Annotated in this window: 10 protein-coding genes; 5 read left to right on the top strand and 5 right to left on the bottom strand. The window is 66.6% G+C overall.

Features of this window, described 5'->3' with window-relative positions:
* Window positions 1–15: 15 nt before the first annotated feature.
* The 5 genes from AAC067_RS09585 (at window position 16) to AAC067_RS09565 (ending at window position 14,531) form a co-directional block, all read left to right on the top strand.
* Window positions 16–1,788 carry a TIR domain-containing protein gene (locus AAC067_RS09585; RefSeq protein ID WP_339931908.1) on the top strand — a complete coding sequence of 591 codons (1,773 nt, stop codon included), beginning with the start codon at window positions 16–18 and terminating at the stop codon, window positions 1,786–1,788.
* Window positions 1,789–3,558, top strand: coding sequence for a TIR domain-containing protein (locus AAC067_RS09580; protein ID WP_339931906.1), 1,770 nt, complete (start codon window positions 1,789–1,791; stop codon window positions 3,556–3,558).
* Window positions 3,555–5,231 (top strand): hypothetical protein, encoded by a 1,677-nt coding sequence (locus AAC067_RS09575; protein ID WP_339931904.1) that lies wholly within the window; start codon window positions 3,555–3,557, stop codon window positions 5,229–5,231. The genes AAC067_RS09580 and AAC067_RS09575 overlap by 4 nt, the downstream gene beginning before the upstream one ends.
* A gap of 312 nt (window positions 5,232–5,543) precedes the next feature.
* Entirely contained in the window at window positions 5,544–13,835 is an 8,292-nt protein-coding gene (locus AAC067_RS09570) for an autotransporter-associated beta strand repeat-containing protein (protein ID WP_339931902.1), read from the top strand.
* A 123-nt stretch (window positions 13,836–13,958) separates the two neighbouring features.
* Window positions 13,959–14,531, top strand: coding sequence for an autotransporter outer membrane beta-barrel domain-containing protein (locus AAC067_RS09565; RefSeq protein ID WP_339931900.1), 573 nt, complete (start codon window positions 13,959–13,961; stop codon window positions 14,529–14,531).
* Window positions 14,532–14,635: 104 nt separating this feature from the next.
* On the opposite strand, the gene AAC067_RS09560 is transcribed toward AAC067_RS09565, so the two are convergent.
* The 5 genes from AAC067_RS09560 to AAC067_RS09540 are packed head-to-tail and all read right to left on the bottom strand — an operon-like array spanning window position 14,636 to window position 22,309.
* Complete coding sequence (locus tag AAC067_RS09560) at window positions 14,636–15,754, bottom strand: sugar kinase (protein ID WP_339931898.1); 1,119 nt, start codon at window positions 15,752–15,754, stop codon at window positions 14,636–14,638.
* 10 nt (window positions 15,755–15,764) lie between these two features.
* Window positions 15,765–16,517 carry a glucose 1-dehydrogenase gene (locus AAC067_RS09555; protein WP_339931896.1) on the bottom strand — a complete coding sequence of 251 codons (753 nt, stop codon included), beginning with the start codon at window positions 16,515–16,517 and terminating at the stop codon, window positions 15,765–15,767.
* Window positions 16,518–17,822 (bottom strand): MFS transporter, encoded by a 1,305-nt coding sequence (locus AAC067_RS09550; RefSeq protein ID WP_339931894.1) that lies wholly within the window; start codon window positions 17,820–17,822, stop codon window positions 16,518–16,520.
* A gap of 54 nt (window positions 17,823–17,876) precedes the next feature.
* Complete coding sequence (locus tag AAC067_RS09545; protein WP_339931892.1) at window positions 17,877–20,099, bottom strand: heparinase II/III family protein; 2,223 nt, start codon at window positions 20,097–20,099, stop codon at window positions 17,877–17,879.
* The gene (locus tag AAC067_RS09540; protein WP_339931890.1) at window positions 20,096–22,309 is read right to left on the bottom strand and encodes a polysaccharide lyase 6 family protein; all 2,214 of its coding nucleotides are present in this window, start codon (window positions 22,307–22,309) and stop codon (window positions 20,096–20,098) included. The genes AAC067_RS09545 and AAC067_RS09540 overlap by 4 nt, the downstream gene beginning before the upstream one ends.
* Between the last annotated feature and the right edge of the window lie 112 nt (window positions 22,310–22,421).

Genomic DNA, 22,421 nt, shown 5'->3' with positions numbered 1-22,421 from the left:
GGTGGGTGAGCATTGATGTCTGAGGTTTTCGTCTCCTATGCCCGACCGACGGAACCGCAGGCCAAGGTCATCGCTGAGGCGTTGCGGTCGCGTGGGTACGCCGTCTGGCGGGATGACGAGCTGCCGGCCCATCGGGCTTATGGCGAGGTGATCGAGGAACGGTTGCGCTCGGCCAAGGCGGTGGTCGTGATCTGGTCGGTGGACGCCATCCGGTCGCAATGGGTCCGGGCCGAGGCCGACGTGGCCCGGGAGGCCGGCACCCTGATCCAGCTCAGCATCGACGGCGTGCCGCCGCCCATGCCATTCAACCAGATCCAGTGCGCGGACCTGTACGGCTGGACCGGCGACCTGACCGTACCCGGCTGGCTCAAGGTCGAAAGCAGCGTTGCCTCCCTGGTCGGCACCCGGTCTCCTGAAACCGGTGCCGGCAAGGCTTCAGCCTCGCCGCGCAAGGCCGCCGTCTGCGTCCTGCCCTTCATCAACATGAGCGGTGATGCCGAGCAGGAGTATTTCTCGGACGGCATCAGCGAGGACATCATCACCGACCTGTCCAAGGTTTCGGCCCTGTCGGTAGTGGCGCGCAACACCGCCTTCAACTTCAAGGGCAAGACCCTTGAGGTCAAGGATTTGGCCCGCCAGCTGAACGTCACCCACGTACTGGAGGGCAGCGTACGCAAGGCCGGCGGGAGGGTGCGGATCACCGCCCAGCTCGTCGACGGCGAGGCCGGCGATCCAGTCTGGGCCGACCGGTACGATCGTGACCTGACCGATATTTTCGCCATTCAGGACGAGATTTCCAAGGCCATCGTCAGCGCGCTGAAGCTGAAACTCCTGCCGAAGGAGAAGAAGGCGATTGAACAGCGGGGCACGACCAGTCCGGAAGCCTACAACCTGTATCTGCTGGCGCGCCGCACATGGGTCGACGGCACCAACGACGATCATCGTCGTTCTGAGGTGGTGATCCGCGTCTGCCATCAGGCAATCGCCATCGACCCCGACTACGCCCAGGCTTGGGCGCTTATCGCCCTGGCCCAGACCGACCTTCGGTTCTGGCACGGGCGAACGGAGGACGGGCGCGAGGCGGCCGAGCGCGCGCTGGCAATCGATCCCAATCTGGCCGCGGCTCACTGCGTCAAGGCCCGCTATCTTCAGCATGAAGGTCTGTTTGAAGACGCCAACCGTCAGATCGAGACCGCCCTGAAGCTCGACCCCGAGTCCTGGGAGGTCAACAAGGAGTCGGCCTTCCTCTTCTTCCGCCAGGGACGGATCGCCGACGCCGCGCGCTATTTCACCAGGGCTGTCGACCTGTTGGATGACGACTATCATTCAGCGGGAATGCTGATCACCTGCTACGGTGCCCTGGACGAGCCGGAGTCGAAGTTGAGCGCCGCCCGAACGACCTTTGCCCGGGTCGAGCGCGCCTTGACCCGCGACCCGACCAACTCCAAGGCGCTGGGGCTCGGGGCAGGGGCCCTTGCCGTGATGGGGGAGGCCGAGCGGACCCGGGAATGGATCGCGCGGGCGATGCTGATCGACCCCAACAACATCCTCCAGCGATACAATCTGGCCTGCACACTGACCGCCTTCCTGCAGGACGACGATGCGGCCATGGACCTGTTGGGTCCCTTTTTCGACCAGGTGACCCACATCCAGTTCCAGCACGCCGAGGTCGATCCTGACATGAACCGGCTGAGGGGAATCCCGAGGTACGAAACCATGGTGGCCGCCGCCCGGGGGCGGCTGGCCGCTGCGGACGAACATGAAGCCAAGCCGGCGAAGGGTGCCTAGATGTCGGACATCTTCATCTCCTACGCCCGACCTAACGAGGCGCTGGCGAAACAGGCGAGCGAAGCCCTGCGCGCGGCAGGCTACAACGTCTGGCGCGACGACGAGCTGCCGGCTCACCGTGCCTACAGCGATGTGATCGAGGAGCGGATCAAGGGAGCCAAGGCGGTTCTGGTGCTGTGGTCCAATGACGCCGTCCGGTCGCAATGGGTAAGAGCCGAAGCCGACGCCGCGCGCGAGCTGGGCACCCTGGTCCAGGTCAGTGTCGACGGTTCCCTGCCGCCCATGCCGTTCAACCAGATCCAGTGTGCCGACCTGTTCGGCTGGGCCGGTGACACCGACTGGCCGGGTTGGGCCAAGGTGGAAAGCAGCATCGCCTCGCTGGCCGGGGTCGCGAGAGCCGCCAGCGTGACAGCCGATTCCGACTCCGGGCGGGAGGCAGAGCGGCGCGCCGTGGTCTGCGTGCTGCCGTTCGTCAACATGAGCGGTGACGCCGAGCAGGAGTATTTCAGCGACGGCATCAGCGAAGACATCATCACCGACCTGTCCAAGGTCTCCGCCCTGACGATCATCGGCCGCAATACCGCCTTCGCGCTCAAGGGAAAGCCGGTCAATCTGGCGGAACTGTCGCGGGATCCCGGGGCCACCCACGTTCTGGAGGGCAGTGTGCGTAAGGCCGGCACGCGGGTGCGGATCAACGCGCAGCTGACCGACTGCGCCAGCGGCCACCAGGTCTGGGCCGATCGCTACGACCGGGACCTGAACGACATCTTCGCCATTCAGGACGAGATTTCGAAAGCGATTGTCGGCGCGCTTAAGCTGAAACTTCTGCCTCAGGAGAAGAAGGCGATCGAGCGTCGCGGCACGACCAGTTCCGACGCCTACAACCTATATCTTCTGGCGCGCCGGCACTGGATCGACGGGAACAACATCGATGAACGCAGGGCGGCGGTGGTCGTCCGCGTCTGCCGCCAGGCCATCGCCATCGATCCCGACTATGCCCAAGCCTGGGCCCTTATGGCGTTGGCGCAGACCGACCTGCGCTTCTGGCACGCCAAGCCCGAGGACGGACGCGAGGCCGCCGAGCGTGCGCTCGCAATCGATCCTCACGTCGCCGAGGCGCACTGCGTCAAGGCCCGGTACCTTCATCACGACGGCCTGATCGACGAAGCCAATCGTCAGCTCGACATCGCCTTAAATCTCGACCCCGAGTCCTGGGAGGTCAACAAGGAGGGCGCGTTCCTGTATTTCCGACAGGGACGGATTGCCGACGCCATCCCCTATTTCGAGAAGGCGGTTGCCCTGGTCGACGGCGACTACCACTCGGCTGGCATGCTGATCACCTGCTACAGCGCCCTGAATGACCAGGGGCCGCGACTCCGCGCCGCCAAGACGACCTTCGGCCGGGTGGAACGCGCCCTGGCGCAGGACCCCACAAACGCCAAGGCGCTGGGTATCGGCGCTGTGGCCCTGGCCGTCATGGGTGAGGCGACGCGCACCAAGGAATGGGTCGAACGCGCGATGTTGATTGATCCGGATAACATTCTGCAAAGATACAATCTGGCCTGTTGCCTCACGGCATATCTAAATGATGACGAGGGGGCGATCGACCTGCTTGTTCCCTATTTCGAGCAAGCCCCCAAAACGCAGATCGAGCATGCGGAAGCCGATCCGGACATGAACCGTATCCGGGATAATCCCCGCTTCCAGGCCATGGTCGCGGCCGCAATGGCGCGGCTCGACGGTCAGGCGTCCGACGACGCCGCGAAATGACGGGCAGCGACGCGCCGCGCCCGACCACGGGCCTGACCGCCGCCATCGTCGGGCACCGCCTGAACCGGATCTCCGATCCGCCCGCCGTGCAGGCCCGTCTGGAAGCGATCCTGCGCACGATCGACGCCACGCTGCGTGACACAGCCGGTGTTTCGACATCGCCGCGGCTGAGGCTCATATCGGCGCTGGCGGAGGGGGCGGATCAGCTGGCGGTATCGGCGGCCACGGCGGTGGGGTTGGGCTGGGACGCCGTCCTGCCCTTTCCCGTCGAGACCTATGAGCAGGACTTCAGCCCCGACGCGGTGGTCGGCTTCCGTGAGTTGCTGGCCCAGGCCGGTTCGGTTCTGGTGCTGGACGGCCAGGGCGACGGTGCAGAGCGGGACCGGGCCTATGACGCCGCCGGCAAGGCGTTGCTGGATAATTGCGATGTCCTGATCGCGGTATGGGATGGTCTGCCCGGGCGTGGCCGGGGCGGCACCCATGACGTGGTTCAGGAGGCCGTCCGGCGTCAGATCCCGATCATCACCCTGGCCCCCGACGGCGGCTCGGCTGTTCTCCGCCTCAACCCGGCGGGCACCGGCGGCACCCTGAGGCTGGAGGACCTGATCGCGGCACCGCTGGATGGCCTGGCGGCATTGATCCGGCAGATCGTGGGAGAGTCGGTCGAGCCCCCGTGGCCCCCGCTTTTGCGCGCGCCGCACCGGTCGTGGAACTATTCCGCCTATCCATTGCTGCTCAGCCTGGTGGGCCTCGGCAAGAAACGGACGCCCGGAACGGACGCCTCTGATCCGGCACCGGCGGTTACGCCCGGCGCGCTGGAGCAGGCCTTCGCCTGGTGGGACGATACGGCGGTCGTCGCCGCCCAGGCCTTCCGGTCGGCCGTGATCGTCAATTTTGCGCTGGCTGCGGTGGCGGTCAGTCTGGCTGCGCTGTCGTTGTTCGCGGGTGGTGCCAAATGGATTTTCGTCCTGGCCGAGGTGGTCACGATCATGCTGCTGCTCGGCAATACGACGCTGGCCGGGCGCCGGCGCTGGCAGGAACGCTGGCTGGAATCGCGGGAGGTGGCCGAGCTGTTGCGGGTCTGTCTGATGCTCCGCAAGGTCGGGGTCGGTCGCGGGATGGCGGCGACGGATGAGCCGGGCTGGAAAGCCTGGTACGTTCAGGCGCTGGCGCGGTCCCAGGGACTGGAGGCCGCCGATCTGTCTGACGCGGACCTGGCGTCTCGCGATCTTGTCGCCCGGATCTCCGATCAGGCGGCGTGGAACGAGGCGACTGCGCACCGTATGCATCTGGCCGGCCACCGGATCGAACGCTTCGGCGAAACCCTGTTCGTGCTTGTGCTCGCGGCAGCAATCAGCTGGTTGATCCTTCGCCTCGCCGATCCCCATGCGGCCCACACGCTCACCTATGCTCTCACGGCCGTCACTGCGGGCCTGCCTGCGGTGGCCACGGCCAGCTACGGTATCGGCGTCATCCTGGACTTCGAAGGGATTGCGGACCGGTCGGGGCGCATGGCTGCGGCGCTGCGGAGTTCACTCGCCGGCTGGGATCCGTCGCGCGCCAATGTCGCCGAACTGCAGGGGGCCGCGCGCGTGACCGCCGATATCATGCTGGGCGATGTGGCCGCCTGGCGTCTGCTGGCCCAGGGGCGACGGCTCAAGATTCCCGGGTAGTTCGACGGAGCCGTCAGTCCGCCTACAGATCGCGAGCGACCACGAAATGGGTCCGGCGCGGTCTCGGGGGTTGGCTGGAAATGTGCGCCGACAACGCCCCCTTCACTCAGGAAACTCGCCTGGTTGGGACTCATTTCCTCTCTCAGGCGTGGCGTCCCAAGATTGGGACGCTGCGTCGTTTTTGCTGTCAACAATAGCTGCTAGTTACCCGAAGATTAACGACTAATTGCATTGGGCCCTGGGGGCGCTCGCTGTTGGTCGTCTGTCTGATCAGGGCACAGCCCTGTGATTCCTCTGGGTAGGCTCTCCGACATGACCTCGATCAAATCCCGCGCTGTCACCGGCTCGCGTTCGTCCCCGCGTGCGGCCAAATCGGCGGCCAGCGGCCTGATCCGCGCCGGCCTGCTGGGCAGCACGGCGCTGGTGGCGGTGGGTCTGGCGGCGACGGGGGCCATGGCCCAGACCTACACCCCGACCGGCGGCGGCACGATCGTGGTCACCGGCGGCGGGACGACGACCGACAACACAGGGGCCAGTGGCGGTTTCCAGAACGTCGGCGGCGTCGGCATGACGATCAGCGGTGTCGACATCACCAACACGAGCGGGGCACCGACCACCAGTGCGATCAGTTTCACCCGCTCGGCCTCTTCGGGAAGCGGCGACGGGTTCACGTTCAACGGCACCAACACCCTGGTGGCGGCAGCCGGCGGTAACGGGTTCAACTTCAGTTCGACGGGGGGCAACAACACCGGCTTCAGTATCAACGGGCCCCTGATCGTCACAGGGCTGAATGGCGTGGTCGTCTCGACGCTCGGCGACATCTACCACAGCGGTGCCGGCACGCTGAACTTGATCGCCCAGACGCCCGGCTCGGGCTCGGGCCTGCTGTGGACCGCGGGTCGCAGTCTCGGCGACAGCAGCCTCAGCGGGGCCTTCAGTGCTACCAATTTCCAGTACGGTGCCAATCTGACGGCGAGCAATGGCTACGTCTATTTTACCACGGGCACCGGCGGCGCGATCACCGGGGTCAATACCGGGATCCGGACCACCGCAACGGCCGGGTCCGACGTCGCCATCCGCTCGACCATCAACGCCAGCGCTTTCGGCATCCAGACCAGTTCCGGCATCGGCGGCAATGTGATCACCAGCAACGGTGCCATCGTTTCCGGCGGCATCGGCATTGATGCGACCAGTGGTTCGGCGACCGGCAATACGGTCACCGCCAACGCCAATATTACCGCCAATGGCGGACCCGCCATCCGCACAGACGGTGTGTTTGCGACCGGCGTCGCCAGTGGCGTCACCGTCAGCGGCACAACTATGGGCGTGCAGGCCCTGACGGCCGGCAGTTCGGTCACCAACTTCGGCACGATCACCGCTGTCAGCGCCGGCGGTGACGCGATCAATTTCTCTGACGGCGGCACCATCAACAACGTCGGCGGATCGATCGCCGGTGCCGACCAGGGCATTCTCAGCAGTGCCGGGACCCTGATCGTCACCAACGCCGGTTCGATCACCGGCGGGACCAATGATGGCATCACCTCGCTGGGTGCCTTGGCCCTGACCAACACCGGCACGCTCAGTTCCACCTCATTCTCGGGCGTAGCCCTCGTCGGCGGCGGCTCGGTGACCAACTCGGGCACGATTACCGGGGGCAATAATGCGACCTATGGCTATGGCGTCCAGAACGCCAGCGCCTCGGGCACCACCCTGATCACCAACCAGTCGGGCGGTTTGATCAACGGCGGTACGGGCTCGATCCTGCTGAACGGCGCGGGCAACACTACGATCGACCTGCAGGCCGGGTCGACCACGACCGGCCAGATCCTGGCGCAGGGCGGCGGGACCCGTAACATCACCGTCGCGGGCACTCTGAACGGCAACTATGCCGGCACGGCGGGCACCGGCACCACTACCTTCACGCTGGCGACCGGCGGCGCGATGCAAAGCGCGAATTTTGGAACAGGCACCACCACGTTCAACTGGACCGGCGGGACCATCGCCGGAGGCGTGACGACGACGGACGGCAGCTACCAGAATCTCAACGTCAATCTCGGTGCCGGCGGTACCGGTACGATCGGTGGCGTTTCGCGCTTCTTCCTGAACGCCAACAGCGGCACGGTTACCTTGACCGGCAGCAATGTGACGTCGCTCAAGCTGCTGGGCGGCAATATCGTTCTTGATACGGACCTGGATACCGGGGGCAGCACCACCGCCTCGTTCCAGACAACTGCGGGGTCGACGCTCACGGTCAACGCCGGGCGTTCGCTGATCTCCAGCACCACAGGCGTCAATCTCTCGGTTGCCGGTACGGTCACCAATGCCGGCACGATCACCGGCGGTCAGACGAACGGGGTCAACAGCAATTTCTATTTCTACGGCGTCAACAACCAGGCGGCCGGCACGGTCATCAACAACAGCGGCACGATCGCCGTCGGCGAATATAATCTGGTCGCCGCGATCCAGAACTCAAACAATCTGCAGGTCAACAACACCGGGCTGATCCGCGCCGGTGCGGTCAGCTCCACGCTGACCACAGACGGTATCCGGTCCTATAGCGGCACCCTGACCGTCGCCAACTCGACAGCCGGCAGCATCATCGCCGGCGGCGAGGCGGGGATCCTCACCACCGCCGGCACGCTGGCGCTGACCAACGCCGGCTATGTGGTCGGCACGACCCGCGCCATTAACGCGGCGGGCACGGTAAGCATCACCAACTCCGGCACCATTGGCACCGGTCAGGTCAACGATATGGGCGTCTATACGGCCGGTGGCACCGGCTATGCGATCAGCACCAACGGCGGCACCATCACCAACTCGGGTACGATCCGCGGTGCGTCGGCCGGTATCTATTCGAGCAACGGTCTGACCCTGACCAACACCGGGACGATTACGGGGGACGCCATCCCTCAGTCCGGTCTGGCCCGAGACGGCGTTACGGTGCTCAATGCCCCGTCCACCATCCTCAACGCCGGCACGATCAGCGTGCCGGTCTATTCGGCGCTGCTGATCCAGGGCGGGACTATAACCAATGCGGCGGCAGGATCGCTGACCGGCGGTAGCGATTCGACCTACGGCGTGGCGGTCCAGTTCTCGGCCACGGGCGGCACCTTCACCAACTACGGCAGCGCCACCGGTGCCGGGGCCGGGGCCGTTCGGGTCAACACCCCGGGCGCTGCAACCACGATCAACCTGCATGCCGGTTCGACCACCGGGGCGCTCCTGCTCAACAGCGGCAACGACACCGTCGCCATCTATAACGGTCGCGGTTCCGCCAGCGGGGCGACCATCGACGGGGCCAGCGGCATCACCCTGCAGGCGGCCGGAACCCTGGCGGCGGCGTCGTTCGGCGCGATCAACATGGGCGCGGGCACCAACACCCTGGTGCTGGCCGGCATCGGCGACGGCACGGCCGCCAACGGCACGGCGGGCACGATGGCCAACGGAACGGTCGGCGGCGTCAGCAACCTGTCCAAGATCGATAGTGGTTTGTGGACCCTGACCGGGGCCGGCAGCTACGCCGGTACGACAACGGTGTCGGGCGGCACGCTGCGAGTCCTCAACATCGGCAACGGGCTCGGCAACGGTGCTGTGTCGATCGCCTCGGGCGCGACGCTCAATTTCGACAACCAGACCGGCGGACTGATGTCCGTCAAGGGAGATGCCTTCACGGGTGCCGGCCGAATTCTGTTTACCGGCAACGCCGGCAGCATCACGGCCTTGGGCAACGGTGGCAATGGCAATGTCCAGATCAGCCTGGCGCAGGGCGGCCTGATCGATGTGCAGAGCGGAACCGTCAACGGCAGCAGTTCCGGCCAGGGCTTCTGGACCAGCAATATGGGCAGCCTGAACATCGCGTCGGGCGCGCGGCTTGATGCGGTCGAGGGTCTGGTCCGGGTCGATGCCCTGACCGGTGCCGGTACCCTGTCGGGGGGCTTCGGCGGCACTGTGCCGGTCACCATCGGCGTCGCCGGTGGTTCGGGCACCTTCAGCGGCGTCATCCGGGACAGTACAGAATTTGCGGGTCGCTACCTGGCCCTGACCAAGGTCGGGGCCGGCACGCAGACCCTGAGCGGAACCAACACCTATACCGGTCAGACCTCGATCCAGGCCGGCACGCTGGAGGTCCGCGGCGGATCGGCCATCCTCGACACCGGTGTGGTGTCTGTGTCGTCGGGCGCGACCTTCCTGGTCTCCAATGCCGAGACCATCGGCCGGCTGACCGGCGCGGGCGCGGTCAACCTGGCCAACGGGGCCCTGACCCTGTCCAACAGCTCGGGCACCTATAGCGGTGCCATGTCGGGCACGGGCGGCCTGGTCCTTTCGGCCGGGTCCCTGACCCTGGGCGGGGCGCTGACCAACGGCGGCGGTCTGGTGCTGAACGGCACCACCACGGCCAATCTGCTGTCCGCCGGCTCGATCACCGTCGCCGGCAATGCCGTGACGATGAACGGAATGTCGAACAGCTTCACGAACTCCGGATCGGTCTCCAGCTCGGGCGGCATCGGCGTGACCGCCTCGGGATCTCTGACCCTGACCAATGCCGGCAGTATAGATGCGGCGAGCGGAACCGGCCTGGACCTTTCGGGCGCGACCAACGTGGTCTCCAATCAGTCCGGTGCCACCATCAACGGCACACACGGCATCAATCTCGGGGCCGGAGCGACCGGCACACTGGTGACCAATAACGGAACCATCACCGGGGCTACCCAGGCCATTCTGGCGGGAGCATCGACCGGGATCGCCGTGGTCAACTCCGGGGTCACCCACGGCGAGGACAACGCCCTGGTGGCCTTCGGTGGCCCGGTGTCCGTCATGAACCTGGCCGGCGGCCAGATGACCAGCGCGCGCTTCAGCGCCATCTTTTCCAGCGGCGCGGCAACCTCTGTCACCAATGCCGGACTCATCAGCAGCAGCTTCGGCGTCTTTCTGACGGGCGGCGGCGGCTCGATCACCAACCAGTCGGGCGGCGTCATCTCCGGCACTGGTCCGGCGATCATCTTGCAGGGGGCCGGCTACAGTCTGGACCTGCAGGCGGGCTCGACCGTTAACGGCGTGGTCGACGCCTCGGGTTCGACCGGCCTCAACACGGTGACCCTGGCCGGCGACCTGAACGGCGGCTACACCGGCGGTTCGGGTGCGGACAACGTCACCCTGTTCGGCGGCATGACCGTCTCCGGGCAGATCACCGGCGGCAGCGGTGTCGACGCCCTGATCCTGGGCGGCATGTCCGACGGCAGTCTCGACATCGGCCAGACGCTCGGCTTCGAGAGCCGGACGCTGACCGGCGGCGGCATCTGGACCCTGAGCGGTGCGGATTCCGATGCCGCCGACTGGACCCTGGACAGCGGCACCCTGCGGCTGACCGGAATTCAGTCGATCAACCGCGGAGCCGGCGTTCTGGTCAATGCGGGCGCGACCCTGTCTGTCGGCGACACCAACGCCATGGGCGCCCTGAACGGGACCGGAGCCGTCACCATCGACAGCGGCCAGATCCTCATCGCCGGCTTCAACGACGCCGACAGCGTATTCAGCGGCGTCATCTCCGGTGCCGGCAGCCTGTCCCAGAGCGGTGCCGGCGTCATGACCCTGTCGGGTACCAACACCTTTACAGGCGATGCCCGCGTCGATGCCGGCACGCTGCGGCTGGGGGCGTCCAATGTGATCGCCGACACTGCGCGTCTGTTTGTGTATTCGGGTGCGACCCTGGATATTCAGGGCTTCAACGAGACCGTCGGACTGGTCTCGCTGGAGGGCACCCTGAACGGAACGGGCACCCTGTCGGCCGCCGACTACTATCTGTACGGCGCGACGGCCAACGCCAATCTGGGTGCAGGATCCCTGTTCAACGTCGGTGGGGTCTCGATCCTGAACGGCACCTCGGCGGCCGGGACGGTCGCGGTTCAGGCCGGCACCCTGCGTCTGGGCGAGTCCGGGCGGCTGGCCGATAGCGCAAGCCTGTCGGTGTTCTCGAACACGACGCTCGATCTGCAGGGCTTCGACGAGACGGTGGCGACAGTCTTTCTGAACGGTACGTTGACGGGCGCTGGCACGCCGTTCTCGCCGCTGGTCAACGGCGACAGCAAGTCGCCCGAACTGGTGGCCTGGAACCCGCCTCCTGTCGGCACCGGCACGCTGACGGCGGCCGAATACTATCTCGACGGGGCCACTGTCCTTGCCAACCTCGGCACCGGCAAACTGTTTAACACCGGCGGGATCTCGACCCTGTACGGAACGGTCGCGGCCGGGCAGGTCTCGGTCCAGGCCGGAACCCTGCGACTCGGCCAGTCAGATCGTCTTGCCGATACCGCGACTGTCTCGGTTCTGAGCGGAGCGACGCTGGACCTGACCGGTAATGACGAGACGGTCGCCTTGGCCTTGCTGAACGGAACGCTGAACAGCACGACGAACATCCTGATGCCTCGCGCCGACGATGCCCAGGTCATTCTGGCCCTCACCGTCAGCACCAAGGGCACCGACGGTCCGCTGACGCTCCCGGCCCCGACCGGCACCGGGACCCTGACGGCGGCCGAGTACTACCTGAACGGCGCGACCATCAACGCCAACCTCGGCGCGGGCACCCTGTTCAATCTGGGCGGCACCTCGGTGCTGACCGGCACGTCCGCAGCCTCGCAGGTCAATGTGAACGCCGGGACCCTGCGTCTCGGCGCTTCGAATCGTCTGGCCGACACGGCCACGGTCTCGGTCTCGAGCGGGGCGACCTTCGACGTCAACAGCCGGACCGACACGATCGGGTCCCTTTACGGTGCCGGTGCGGTCGCGATCAGCTCGGGTCGCCTGACCTTCGGCGGGGCGGATTCAGCCTTCGGCGGCACCCTGTCGGGGGCCGGTTCGCTGGTCCACACCGGCGGGCTGTTCACCCTGGGGGGCAGCCACACCCTGCAGACGATCAGCAACACCGGGGGCGAGCTGCGCTTCCTCGCGACGACCACCGGCAACGTCGCCGTCAGCGGCGGCAGCCTGACCGGGGCGGGCACCATCGGCGGGGCCCTGACGGTCTCCGGCGGCGCGACCCTGTCGCCCGGTCTGGTCGGACAGGCCAATGGCATCGGCACCTTCTCGGGCGGCAGCCTGACCCTGAATGGTGGCACTCTGGCGGCCGACTTCCAGGGCCTGTCGGGCGGCAATCTGTCCGACCGGCTGGTGGTTTCCGGCACCGCCAATCTGACCGGCGGCACTCTGGCTCCGAGCTTCGGCAGCCCGGCCAGTGGCTATGACCTGCTGACCCGCTACCAGTTCCTGACGGCCGGCCAACTGGTCGGTACCTTCAGCAACGGTTCGGCCTTCACTGCGACCTCCACCCAGTCGAACCTGTTCTGGCGGGTGCGCTACGACCTGACGCCCAATGCGGCGGTGCTGGAGCTGCGCAAGCTGGCCAGCTTCGATCTGGGCACCGGCGGCAGCGGCAACCAGAATGCGGTCGGCCGGGCCCTGACGATTGGCCAGCTACAGGCCTCGGATGACTGGACCAGCGTGCTGAACATGCTGTCCGGTCTGAGCGGCCCACAGCGCCAGGCGGCATTCGACAGTCTGGGCGGCGAGGCCCTGGCCGATATGTCCAGTTCGCTGTTCTCGGCCAATGACACCTTCATGGAGGCTGTCCGCAACGCGGGGGCGACCCGCGCTCCGGGTTCGGCTCCGCTCAGCTTCGCCAGCGCCTTCAGTTTCGTCGGCGGTCGCGACGGGGCGGCGGCCATGGTCACCGGCGTGCTTGATGCCTTCGACCCGTCGGCGGAAGCCGGCACGGGTCGTGGCGGCTGGATCTCGGTCCATGCCAGCGACGTTGATCTTGAGGGCAAGGCCGGCCAGGCCGATCTGCAGACACGACTGAACGGTTTTGTCGGCGGCTATGCCGTCGGCACCGGTGCCTATGTGTTTGGCGCGGCGGCCGGAGCAACCCGGGTCGAGGGCGACGTCAGCGGACGCCAGTCCTCGTTCGAGAGCGATCTGGTCCATGCGGCCGGCTATATGCGTTTCGACGACGGTCGCTGGGCTTCCGACGTGACCGCCTCGGTCTATAGCGGCGAGATCGACAGCCAGCGCACGGTGACGGCCGGGGCCTTTTCCGGCCAGGCCCTGGGCCGGACCCACGGCGGTGGCCAGTCGCTGTCGGTCAGCATCGCCCGTCGCTTCGCCAATGACAGCGGCGGCACGGTCTCGATCGGTCTGATGGAGACGATGTCGCGCAGCACGGTCGACGCTTTCACCGAGCGGGCCGCTGGCGGCCTGTCGCTGGAGGTCGCGGAGCAGGAGCGCAACTGGGAGACAACGCAGCTGAACCTGCGCGGCACCCAGGACTACCAGCTGAGCGGCCAGCCGCTGCGGCTGTACGGCGGCGTCGGCGTGCTGATCACCACGGGCGATCGTGAGGCGCGTTCCGACATGCGCTTCAGCGGGGCCGCGACCGGCTTCGGCGGCTTCACCGTCGAGGGGGCCCAGGCCGCCCCGCTGGCCGGGGTCACCGAGTTCGGTCTGGAGTACCAGCCGCGCGAGGGCCTGACCCTGTCGACCGGCTATCGCGCCGTGTTCAGTGAACGCCTGAACGACAACCAGGTCGGTGCCCGCATGAGCATCGAATGGTAGGGTAGGCGGAAGCCTGCGGAGCCCCCTGCTCCCGGAGGGGGTGGGGGGATAGGCCAACGACGACACGTCTCCGGCTTGAGGTTGTAGAACGCGGCTAGCGGAGTAGGCTGCGGCGACGTCGGCGTGTCGCTGAGTGGCGGCTGGCAGTGGCTGGAGACACAGCGTCAGTTGAACGTGTTCCAGCCCGGCGTCGGCCAGTCCAGCCCCGAGACCGGCTACGTCCAGCTCGAGGCCCATGCGGCCCGGATGTTCACCCACGGCGCGATGTTCCTGCGTCCGGCCCTGAACGCCACCTATACGGCCCTGCACCACGCCGGCCTGACCGAGACCGGTCTGGACGGGCTCGGCGTCGAGGTGCTGCAGGAGACCCAGTACATCGGGTCGGTCACGCCGGAGCTGGCCGTGGGGGTGACGATGCAGGACGACGCGCGCGGCTATGCGGCGGCGACCTTCACCGTCGGCCAGGGGTTCCGCTCGGACGACCAGCTGGTGCTGCCGATGCGGCTGCTGGGGGCCAATCCGGCCGCCGATCCAGCCCTGATCGCCACCGCCCTGGATCGTCAGGCGCTGCACCTCGGGGCCGGACTGCGTGTGGCCCGGGCCAGTGGTCTGGAAGTGCGCGTCGGCTACACCGCCGAGCTCAGAGACGGCGTCCACAACCACACCGCCGGCATCAACCTGAAGATGCCGTTCTAGGACCATGCCCGGCCGCCCCGGGAGCCGGGGAGACCGGGCGGTTCGGCGGTGGGGGCGATCGATCGCCGACGGTCTCCCGAATTGAGGGTTGCTCCGGATAACGCCTAGCGAACGGTTGCAGCGCCGGTGGAACCCAGAAACCGGATGATTTCGCCGACAGAGCTCACGGCGGTGTCGCCGGGCGTGGTCATGGCCAGTGCCCCGTGGGCCATGCCCCAGTCGACCGCGGCCTGCGCACCGAAGTCTGAAAGCAGGGCGTGGATGACCCCGGCGGCGAAGGCGTCTCCACCCCCGACGCGGTCGAGGATTTCGAGATCCTCGATGTAGCGGGAGGCATGGCGGACGTCGCCGTCCCGGATCAGGCCGCCCCATCCGTTGCGCGACGCCGTCACCGGGTCGCGAAGCGTGGCCGCCACCACAGACAGCTGTGGGTAGCGGGCCAGCAGTTGATCGACACTGTGATCAAACGGCCGCCGGTCCGTCGGCGTCTCCCGGGCGGCCGGGGCGTTGGCCTCGCCCAGACAACCGGCAATGGCCAGTTCGTCCCCGAACAGCACGTCGCAGTTCGACACGATCTCGCGGTTCACCTCGCGTAGCGCCTCCGGGTCTCCGTGGCTGACCCACAGGCTGGGGCGGTAGTTCAGATCGAAGGACACCACGGTGCCATGCCGTCGGGCCGCCGTCACGGCTTCCAGCGTGATCGCGGCTGCCGAGGACGACAGCGCCGTGAAGACCCCGCCGGTGTGCAGCCAGCGCACGCCGTCGCGGCCAAACAGGGCGTCCCAGTCAATCTCGCCGGGGGCCAGCTGCGATGCGGCGGAGTTGGCGCGATCGGAACAGCCCAGGGCACTGCGAACGCCAAAGCCGCGCTCGGTAAAGTTCAGGCCCATGCGGGTGTCACGACCGATTGTATCGGCCTCGCGCCAGACGACCGGACTCATGTCGACGCCCCCCTGAAGGATCAGGTCCTCGGCCAGCGCGCCGAGCTCAGTGCGCGGCAAGGCGGTCGCGATCGCAGTGCGCCAGCCGAAGGTCCGGCGCAGACTGCGGGCGACATTGTACTCGCCGCCGCCTTCCCAGACGCGAAAGGACCGGGCTGTGCGCACCCGGTCCTCGCCCGGGTCGAACCGGAGCATGACCTCGCCCAAGGCGAGGCAATCCCACCGGCATTCGCCGGGCATTTTCGGCGAGAGTTTCGGCGACAAGGGTGCGGCTACGGACATGACGGGCTCATCAGGAAAAATAGAGACCGCCATTGATATCGATATTGGCCCCGGTGATGAAAGCTGCCGCCTCCGAGGCGAGGAAGGCTGTGGCCGCGGCGACCTCACTGGCCTTGCCCTCGCGCCGCAGGGCCGTAGATCCGGCCACCGCCTTGCGCACCTCATCCTTGGAGAAGATGTCGTGGAAGCTGGTGCTGATCATGCCGGGGCACAGGGCGTTGACGCGAATGCCCTTGGGCCCCAGCTCCTTGGCCATCGACCGGGTGAAGGTGGTGACGGCCCCTTTTGACATGGCATAGGCGGCGGCCCCGGGCCCACCGCCATCACGGGCGGCCAGCGACGAGAAATTGATGATCGAGCCACCGGCCGACATCAACGGCACCACGGCCCGAGTCATCAAGAAGGCCGACTTCACATTCAGGTTCATCACCTGGTCGAAGAAGGCTTCGTCCATCTCGAGCAGGGGTTTGCGGGCCACCATGCCTCCGGCCAGATTGACCAGGATGTCGACGCCCTCCCCGAACGCCGCGCGGCAGGCGGAGACCAGCCCGTCGACCTCGGCCGCGCGTGTCACGTCGGCCCGATGCAGGATCGCCTGTCCGCCCGCGGCCTTGACCAGCCGCAGGGTTTCGGCGGCACTGTCGGCGTCATTGGCGAAATTGATGCAGACGCGGGCCCCCTCGGCGGCGAGTTTAAGCGACACTTCGCGGCCGATGTCGCGGCCACCGCCGGTGACGATGGCGACTTTGTTCTGGAGGGTCATTCAGTGATCCTTGGGAGAAAGGGAGGAGGATTCAGTTGCCGGCTGTACGGGCTCGAAGCGGCCGCTGACGAACCAGACGAACAGAAGCGACAGCGGCACCAGGGCCGCGACCAGCAGGAAGATCGGTCCGTAGGAGACCCGGGTCATAACCGGGACCAGCCAGGTGATGATCAACGTGCCCGCCACAGCGGCCATGCCGCCGGCACCGGCCAGCGATCCCACCGACCGGCGATCAAACACGTCAGCGGGCAGGGTCTGGATATTGCCGATGGCAATCTGGAAGCCGAACAACACCGCCGCAATGATCAACACGGCCGAGGTCGGGTCCGCCGCCTGCGGCGCGGCGATCAGGGCCGGGGCCATGATGGCCCCACCCACCGTAACGACGATCTTGCGGGCCCGGTTCACCGTCCAGCCTGACCGGATCAACACCCCGGAGAGCCAGCCACCAAGCAGGCTGCCGATCATGGCGCCGACGAAGGGCACCCAGGCGAACAGACCAATCTGTTTGACGTCGAAACCGAAGGTCTCGGCCAGATAGATCGGCAGCCAGGAGACAAACAGCCACCAGATCGGGTCGAGGAAGAAGCGGGCCCCGATGATGGCCCAGCTCTGACGATGCGACAGCAGCTGACGCAGGTTGGGCACATAGGCGGGTCTGGATTCGGCGACGGCGGCGGCGTCGACGGGCGCGTCCAGGATCAACGCCCGTTCGGCGGCGCTGACCCAGGGATGGGTCGCCGGGCCGGACTTGTAGATGATCAGCCACGGCAGCAGCCAGACGAAACCGAGCAGGCCAACCAGGAGAAAGGTCCCTTTCCAGCCGAAGCTCAGGAACAGCAGGGCGATCAAGGGGGCCGAGACAATCGCCCCGATCGACGCACCGGCATTGAAAACGCCCTGGGCCAGGGCCCGCTCACGCGGCGGGAACCATTCGGCATTGGCCTTGACCGCGCCAGGCCAGGCACCAGCCTCGGACAGGCCCAACATGGCCCGGAAGATGCTGAACGACAGGATCGAGTTGGCGGTCGCGTGCAGCATGATCGAGATCGACCAGGTCACGATCGACAGGGCAAAGCCCATCCGGACCCCGATCTTGTCGAATATCCGGCCAAAGGCGAACTGGCCGGCAGCGTAGAACAGCATGAACACTGTGACGAGCAGCGCGTACTGCTCCTTGGTCGCGCCGATGTCGGCCGAAATCTCCGGCCACATCACGGCCATGGCGTTGCGGTCGATGTAGTTGATGACGGTGCCGATCGCGATCAACGCGACGATCACCCACCTCAGCCTCGTGGTCTTCATGGCCGTGTCTTCCCTGTTTCGGGTCGGTCGTCGCGGTTGCCCGCGCGCCGGCCTCTATCGATCGAAGCGCGCATGGGTGCCCGACCATTGGTAGGTTTGTCCGTCGACCGTGACCCGATGGGTGGCGGTTGAACTGCTGTCGCCGGCCAGGCCGATGGCCAGCACCGCGCCGGACGTCAGGGTCAGCACCACGACGTCGGCGTCGTTGCTCGCGCCCTGTTCGATCGAGGCGATCCGGCTGTGCGATCCGGTCACCGTCTCGACCGTGCCGTCGTAACGACCGTGCGGCTCCAGAACGCTGAAGAATCTGACGTTGGCCTGCCCTTCGGTTCTCTGGATCAGGGCCGGTTCGCGGCGCAGGTTGAAGTCGGGGTCATTGGCGCCGCTCTCGACCAGCAGGGCCTGGCTCGGGGCGCTGGCCCCGAAGCGATAGCTGTAGAACCGCCCGTCCAGCAGCCAGGTCAGACTGCGCTGGGTCTCGGCCACCGGCGAGATGCCATCGACCCAGAGATGCTGGTAACCCGCTGCCTCGCCCAGCACTGGACGCGCCTCGAGATTGCGTCGGGCTTCAAATCCGACGGTCATGATGTGGCCGTTGAAATGCAGCGGCAGATCGTAGCGGACCGGGCTGTCCGAGCGCGCGCGCAAAAGGTCGATGGCGACCGGCAGGGGCAGATCAGGATGCCGGACCAGCATCAGCGAACGGTCGAATACGACACCCTCATAGGCACCCACCATCCGCGACGAGGCAATCTGCAGGCCGTCGTCCGTGACAAACAGGCCGGTGTTGGGCCAGTGCGCCTCAGCGGTTTCGAGGTCGCCGTCGAACTGGCTGCGCCCATCCACCACGAGGGTGTTGTGAGCGATCGTCTGGCTGGCCCAGGAGTCGTTTTCGGGCAGATAGACACCCCCGGCCTTGGCCTCGATGTTCAGGAAACGGGCCGCGCCATAGTCGGTCACCACCTCATGGCCGTTGTCGTAAAACAGCCAGTTGAGACGGTCGTAGTGGCCGTGCCCCATACCCTGGGCGGTATTCTTCATCACCAGGGTCTGGCCGGTCCGGTCGTCGCCTTCGCGCAGGATATCCAGGGCCCCGTGGTCGCCGTCGGGGCCGTCGCGCAGCCGGGTCGAGCGGAAGGCAAAGGCCTGATCGCGGCTGGCCGCCAGACCTTCGGCCACGGCCAGACCGTCGGGCGACAGCAGGGTGCGACCCTGACGTCGGGCGATCGACAGCAGGGTCGGATCACCGGTGCGGCCGTAGGCGACGGCGACGCCGGACACCAATTCCTCGGTGTCGATCCCCTTGTCTTTGATGGCGTCGTTGATCGGCAGGAAATAGCCGCCGTAGCTGCTCTGGATCGTGGTGGTGACGGCCTTCAGCAGGACGCCGTCGCGACGCTGGAAGATCTGCCGTTCGGGTTCGTTCTGGTCGATGGCACGGGCGAAGATGACGAAGGGCGCGAGGGCGTAGCGTTGATAGTACGGCCCCTCTTCGTAGTAGCCGTCCGGCGAGAACAGCCGGTCGATCTGGCGCAGGAATCCGCCCTGCCCGTCCTTGGCCAGACCCAGCAGGGCCTTGTCGACCAGATCCTGATCGCGCAGCACATAGCCGGTCATGCCCACGCCGGCGACGGCCCAGGTGGCGTGATTGTGAATCAGGTTGAAGACGTGCGGGCTGCCGTCCGACAGAAATCGCGCCATCGGCCGGAACACGCCGGTGTCGATGGTCTCGCGCTCGGCCGGAGTCAGGCTGTCGCGCACGGCGTCATAGCCCTGGACAGAATAGACCAGCCAGACGGAGTCGTTGAGGGACTGCCAGAACAGCCGGCCGCGCCGGCTGCTGCGGGTCACCGGGTGGGGCCCAAGAGTCGGGTAGAGCTCGGCATAGGCCAGCAGCATGTCGCGCACGAAATGGGCGTAGCGGACATCGCCGGTCAGCCGGTACAGGGTCCCGGCCTCGTAGATGGCGCGCTGATTGCGCTTGTGCTGCTCATGGGTGAAGCCGCCGCCCGGATCGACAGGAACCGGTACATTGATGCCGGCCGCCATGGCCGCGGCCACCGAGGTCTCGAACCGGATCCGTTCCCGCGCGAACATCGGATAACGATCCCCGGCTTCGGCCATCCGCCGCCAGTCGGCGGGGGATACGAGAACCGGACCGGTCGCATCGGAGCGGGACGCCGATGGGGGCGAAGCTGCCTGTGCGTGCGCAACGGGGGGCACCGCCAGCGGCAGCAGGGCGGCACCGGCCAGCAAGGTCAGGACCAGACGGTTCATTGGGCCGGTCCCGGGCTAAGGTTGGTCCAGGTCGCGGGCGCGCGATCCACGGTCGTGCCGGTCTCGCTGAGGCTGGGAGCACCCACAGTGCGGTAGAAGCGCACGCCGCCGCCGTCGACGAAGCGATTGTCCGAAAGCCGCGCGTTCTGGACGCCGTGAAGAGCCAGCGCGACCGGCGGAGTCTGCCGTGCGCCGACGCGCTCGAAGGTCGAACCGGACACGACGATGCGCGGTCCGAAGGTGCTTTCGTCCGTGCCCCCGCGATAGAGGTCGACCGCCGGCCCGGCGATGTCGGAAAAGCTGGAATCGACGATCTCGACCCCTTCGGCGTTGTAGAAGCCGAGGTCGTCGGTCTCGGTATGGGCGGCGAGGACCGAGCCGCTGATGTGGTCGGCGCGGACGTGTCGCAGGATGATCTGGTCGGCAGTGGTGCCCTTGGTCAGGGTAATGGCGTCGAAGGCGCGGTTCACGTTGAGGTCGGTGAAGCGGCTGTCTTCGATCACCAGCCGGTAGTTGGCGGCCCCGGGGCCGGTGCGGATCACGGCGTTGCCGACGCTGTCCGGCGCAAGTGCTCCGCTCATGGTCAGGCCGCCGAGCTTCAGCGACCCGCCGCGTGCGATTTCGAACAGGGTCGGGCGGCTGAAATTCACGATGGCCTCGCCGCCATCCGGCCCCCGGACGGAGATGACCCGGGACACCGCAAGCACCTGGTTGACGACGTAGACACCGGGGGACAGCACCAGCTGGTCGCCGGGCTGGGCCGAGACGAAGGCTGCGGTCAGGGTGTCGTCACCGGGCGCGACCGGGATAGTGCGGCCGGAATCGAAAGCGGCGCTGTCGGCCCCCTTCACATACCAGGCGACGCCGGTGTCCTGGCGTCGGGTGACACGCAGATCGGCTCTCGCGCCCACGCCGTTCAGGCTGACCGGGACCTGTAGACCGCCCGCGCTGCGCTCCAGTTCTACGGCAGCGCGACGAACGCCGGCCAGGGCGGGGGGAGGGCCGTCCGGCGACTGGATGTTATCTTCAAGCGCCAGTCCGGACATGTCGCCCTGGATGCGGAAGGGGTCGCGTCCGTCGGCGTTGACGATAAGATTGCTGGCCATCCGGCTGGACACCGGCGCGGCCGAGCGTTCCGCATCCATGCCGGCACCCAGGAAGATGCTGGCGGAGTCGATGATGGTGTTGTTTTCAATCACCGCATTCTCGACCCGGACATAGCGGTTGGCCGGGGAGTTGGGCACGCCGTACATGACGGTCAGGGCGCTGGCGAAGCCCGTTCCCATCAGGCCCTGCATGTAGTTGTTGCGGATCGTCTGATTGCGATTGATGACGCGAATTCCGCCAGTGTGGTCGACGCCATTGCCGATGAAAACATTGTCTTCGACCAGATTGCCGTCGCCGTGGCGTAGGGTCAGCGCCCCGCGCGATTCGAAGAAGACATTGCCGCGATAGACGTTGGCCCCCGATTTGTTCGAGATAATCTCGATCTCGCCGTCGCAGTGGTCGAACCAGTTGAACTCCACCGTGGTGAAGCTGTCGGACTCGGCGTCGTGGCTGGTGCCGACACGAAGGGTTTCGCCGCCGTTCGAGCCCAGGCTGGGCCGCGGACCGAAATAGTTGTGATCGATGCGATGGTGGTTCGCCAGACCCTGCTGTGCGTCGCGCACCACGACCAGGGTGGTTCCGGCGTTGGTCTTGCCGACGATATGATTGTGATCGAAGCGGTTATTCTGGCCGTACAGGGCGACCCAGTTGTCCGAGTCGCGGCGGTCGGGCTTGCTGAAGCCGTCGATGACCATGCCGGTCACCCGACTGTCTGTGGCCCGGTCCTCGCGATTGCGTCGGAACGAGATCACTTCACCGGTCGGTGAGTAGCCGTCCCGGAACACCAGATTGGCGACGACCAGATAGCGGCCCGCGATGCGCAGGTTCGACTGGCCTGTCAGGATGACGCCCCCGGGAGTCTGGGCGGTCACGGTAATGGGACGGGCGGCCTGACCCTGGCCCGAGACCAGCATCTGGAAATCCTGCCATTGGCCATCGGCCAATACGATGGTGTCACCCGGGCGCGCGGCGCGCATGGCGCTGGAGAATTCAGCCGGGGTGCGGACGAGGCGTCCAGCCGAAATCGCCTGGGCTGATTCCGCATTCACGGTTGCGGCGCTGAAGACCAGACAAAAAAGGGCGACAAAAAGCCGGACAGTCATGGTGGATACTCCCTCCCAGCGGCGGCTTTCAGAACTCTGATTGGTCCCTTGCCGTCGGACCGGACCGTAACGAACCGGATTTCAGTGTCAACCAATATGAACTATTCGGCTG

This window comes from uncultured Brevundimonas sp. (genome assembly GCF_963977465.1).
GTDB lineage: Bacteria > Pseudomonadota > Alphaproteobacteria > Caulobacterales > Caulobacteraceae > Brevundimonas.
The sequence above is the reverse complement of the archived record's forward strand: the minus strand, read 5'-3'. Positions and strand labels throughout refer to the sequence as shown.